This window comes from 'Chrysanthemum coronarium' phytoplasma, assembly GCF_000744065.1.
GTDB lineage: Bacteria > Bacillota_I > Bacilli_A > Acholeplasmatales > Acholeplasmataceae > Phytoplasma > Phytoplasma asteris.
Window position 1 is genome coordinate 1 of sequence record NZ_BBIY01000033.1, and the last position, 3,441, is coordinate 3,441.

Genomic DNA, 3,441 nt, shown 5'->3' on the forward strand with positions numbered 1-3,441 from the left:
AAAAAACGAGAACTGAAATGAAAGTTAAAGATTTTATTCTTTTTTTAAAAGAACAAATTACGAAAAAAATATAATTTTGGCAATTTTTTTTAAGATAAATGCTATAATAACTATGAATTAAAATCTTTAAAATCATATCAATTTTTTTCTTAAATTATTTATTGTTTAAGAAAAGATAAGGAATTTATATTCAAATTAATAATCAAACAAACAATAAATAAAAATATTATCATTTTTATTTGTTTTACTTTTTTGGTCTTTTACTTTTTTATAATATTTTGCAAAAATTCAAAAAGCGAAAAACCTTTTACTTGTTTTAAAAATCCAAATAACTCTTTGCAGTTAACCTGTAAATTAGCATATTTAGGTTTAAATCAATTTGTAAACGGATTAGAAAATGATCAATTTAAAGAACAATATTTACTTATTTTCAATGGCGATTCATCTTTTTTTGAAAATGATGTTTTAAGTTATTCTTTAAGAACTGCAAGTACTCCTTTAATTCAAGGGACTCTTGATTTTTTAGGTAAACAATTAAAACGTAAATTTAATTTAATAATTAATGATAAACATTTGTTATCTTCTTTTCTTTTTGATAATAATCCTATTGATTTAAAAATGAAAAATAACAATTATCATTTTTTTATTCAAAAACCTGAAGACACTAAAGGAGATGGTTATTGTTTTTTTCATGCTCTTATTTTTTTATTAAAAGAAAAAAAATTATTTTCAGAAAACATTATAAACGCTTCTTTTGATAAGATTGATTTAATCAAAAATAGTTACAATATTCTTTATAAAATAAAAAAAATTAAAGAAAAATATGAATAGCAATTAAAAAAAAGCTAAACAGGCAACTGTTTAGCTTTTTTTTTAATAATAGTTTAATGATTTTAGTTTTTTTAAAATCATTAAACTATTATTAAATTTATTAGTTTTAAAAGGTTATCTTTTTACTATTTATTTTTTTAATTTTAAAATTGTTTTTTTAGGCTTGGAAAGAATAGGTGATAACTCCGTAAACTTTGGTAAACAAGCTGATAATTTAGTAAAATACGCTAACTGTTTCATTTATTTAGACAACTTAATATTTTTTAATAATATAAAGACCAACTTTTGAGTTGGTCTTTTTTTAAAGAGTTTTCTTGTATTTCTAAAAGCCCATTTTCATGTTTTATCCCCTCCTAAATTCATGTTTTTCTTACTTTGTTTTTCATTTTGCATCTGCTCAATTACCTAAATAGTTTGGTAGCTTAAATATTTATTCTATACTGGGACGAATTATTTTGACGAATAAGCCTTTTCTAAAATATGTTTTTTAAGCCATTTAATGCCGCTATATTTTTTTCTTTTGATATAATATTAATATAAAATACATATTATTAGAATAATAATATAATGCATGCAAATTTAATTTATTATTTAAAATACGTAATATATTTGACAGTAAGCTAACTTATTTCAAACAATTTTAACTTTTTCATGTATTAAATTAACTGAAATGCATTATTGAAATGCAAATATGAATTAAATCAAACTGCAAAAAAAATCACAAAAAAAGCCAAAGAAGCAAAAGGAGTTTTTAATGCCAGCCTTATTTCCCAAAAAAATTAAAGTTATTTATGATGGTCTCTTGCAAGGTCAAGTTTATGAAATGGCTCAAAGTCTAGACTTTTCCTTTCAACATATCCAAGATGCCCTTTCCAAATTAACCGATGAAAACTTTTTTTTACTTACTCGCAGTGTGAAATTTGGACAAGTATCTGATGATGCCAAAACTTTTTTAGACAAAAACGCTACCAAAGTAATAGGTGTTGCTGTGTCTGGCAATAAAAATTGGGGCAAAAACTATGGCAAAGCAGGCGACACCATCGCTTCTACTTACAATGTGCCTTTGGTTCTCAAATTCGAAGGTTCGGGCATGCCAGAAGAAAGAGCTTTTTTAAAAAAATGGCTTGCTTGCTATTGTAACGACCAAAAATTGCCTTCTTATCAATCCCAAACGCAAGCACAACTTCAAACACTCACCCCAAAAAAAACCGTCTTGCCACCTTGGATTACACTCAACAATCAAATTATTGACGAACAAGGAAACATCAAAGACCTCAATAAAGACAAAGAAGCTTTACAAAGTTTTTTACAAGAAGGAGTTTTGCCCAAACTAAAACGTTTTGCCACTTTGCAAGAAAAATTAACTTTTTTACAAGAAAACGAATATTATGAAAGTGCTTTTTTGCAAAAATACACCCACTCGCAAATTAAAGAAATCTACCAAATTGCCTACCAAAAAAATTTCACTTTCCCAACTTTTATGGGAGCTTTCAAATTTTACCACGATTACGCCCTTAAAACTCGCGACAAACAACACTATTTAGAAACCTACGAAGACCGCTTGTCAGTAAACGCCCTTTATCATGCCAAAGGTGACTTTGAAATTGCCAAACGCCTCATTGTATCCTTAATCAACCAAGACTTTACTCCTGCAACTCCCACTTTGCTCAACACAGGCAAAAAACATCGTGGCGAATTTGTCTCTTGCTTTTTGTTAGAAGCTGGTGACTCTTTAAACGACATTGCCCGCATTAATGAATTTTCGATGCAACTTTCCAAAATTGGCGGTGGCGTTTCGATTAACATCACTAATTTGCGTGCCAAAGGTGAATCTATCAAAGGCATCAAAGGCGTGTGTAAAGGTGTTGTAGGTGTGTGCAAATTATTAGACCACAGTTTCCGTTATGCTGATCAAATGGGACAACGTACAGGTGCTGGCGCTGTTTATTTGAACGTTTTTCACTCCGATATCATTGATTTTTTAAGTACGAAAAAATTAAGCGCTGATGAGGATGTTCGTGTCAAAACTTTATCTTTGGGCGTTGTAGTTCCTAATAAAATGATTGAACTTGCCCGCAACAACGAAGTTATGTATACCTTTTTCCCGCACACTGTTTTCTTAGAATACGGCAAAAATTTTGCTGACATCGCAGTTGATATGGACTATTGGTACGATATTTTAGTTGCCAATCCCAAAGTGCAAAAAAAAGCCATCAATCCACGCCAACTCTTAGAACTTATTGCCCACATGCAAGGCGAATCAGGTTATCCTTACTTAATGTTTTGCGACAACACCAATCAAGCAAACACTTCCGATCTGAAAGTCAAGTTTTCTAATTTATGTACTGAAATCCTCCAACCTACTATCACTTCACATTACAAAGATTACCATCAAACCCAACAAGACGAAATTGGTATGGACGTTTCATGCAATCTAGCATCAGGACACATGGGAAACATGATTACTAACAATACCATTCAAGAAACTGTTTTTATGGCGATGGAAGTAATGAATTGTGTTTCTGAAAACACTAACATTAGTTATGTGCCAGCTGTTGCCAAAGCTAATTTTATTAACCGCAGTGTAGGTTTTGGAATTATGGGTCATCA

General features: G+C 29.6%; 2 protein-coding genes. Both read left to right on the plus strand.

The genetic code is table 11. From position 1 onward, the window contains the following. Positions 1–336: 336 nt before the first annotated feature. Positions 337–831 carry a hypothetical protein gene (locus tag OYV_RS02170; RefSeq protein ID WP_011160428.1) on the plus strand — a complete coding sequence of 165 codons (495 nt, stop codon included), beginning with the start codon at positions 337–339 and terminating at the stop codon, positions 829–831. A 754-nt stretch (positions 832–1,585) separates the two neighbouring features. Beyond that, the coding region (locus tag OYV_RS02175) for a class Ib ribonucleoside-diphosphate reductase assembly flavoprotein NrdI (RefSeq protein ID WP_042068077.1) at positions 1,586–3,441 on the plus strand (1,856 nt) is incomplete at its 3' end.